Origin of the sequence: Streptomyces calidiresistens (assembly GCF_014141525.1) — a bacterium.
GTDB lineage: Bacteria > Actinomycetota > Actinomycetes > Streptomycetales > Streptomycetaceae > Streptomyces > Streptomyces calidiresistens.
In genome coordinates this window covers 1-750 of sequence record NZ_VKHS01001394.1, presented here as the reverse complement: position 1 = coordinate 750, position 750 = coordinate 1, and the positions used below count along the sequence as shown (strand labels likewise).

At 70.7% G+C, this 750-nt stretch carries 1 protein-coding gene; it reads left to right on the top strand.

Going from position 1 to position 750, the window contains the following annotated elements:
• Nucleotides 1-436 precede the first annotated feature (436 nt).
• On the top strand, nt 437-750 hold a 314-nt coding region (locus FOE67_RS30555; RefSeq protein WP_438874327.1), incomplete at its 3' end, for a maltokinase N-terminal cap-like domain-containing protein.

Genomic DNA, 750 nt, shown 5'->3' with positions numbered 1-750 from the left:
GGGTTCCGGGGCGCCCCGGGGGCCGGGGAAAGTCTCCCGGGAGAAACGGTTACCTCCGGCGACTCCGGGCAGTCTCCCCACTATCTCGATTTTTCATATCCTCACATGATCTTCTGGGCGCCTCCCGGGTCCCCGTCGCCCTCGACATCAGGGGCCTCACGGGCCCCACGGGCACCCGGGAGACCCACCGGCCCCACCGGACCGGGGCACCGCACCACCGGCACCATCCGCTCCACCGGATCGGCCGACCGGGTGAATCCCACCCATCCGGCCGATCCCGCACGACACGTCCCATCGCACCGGACAGCATCATCCGCATTTCGGGACACTTCGCCATATATTCAACGTGCCCCGGGGAAAGGACGCCATGTCGGAAAGCTCTCCGCCCCGGACGGCCCCTTCCCGAACCCGGCCGGCCGGCGCCCCCGCCGGCGGCGTGCTGCTCCGTTCCCTGACGGGGTTGCTCGCCCGCTGGCTGCCGAGCCGCCGCTGGTACGCGGGCAAGGGTCGTCCGCCCGGCGGGCTCACACTCCTGTCGGCCACCGAGCTGCTGCCCTGCACGGCGGGTCCCCAGCCCGGCCTGCTGCACCTGCTCGTGCGCGTGGGACCACCCGGCCCCCGCAGCACCATCCGCTCCACCGGATCGGCCGACCGGGTGAATCCCACCCATCCGGCCGATCCCGCACGACACGTCCCATCGCACCGGACAGCATCATCCGCATTTCGGGACACTTCGCCATATATTCAACG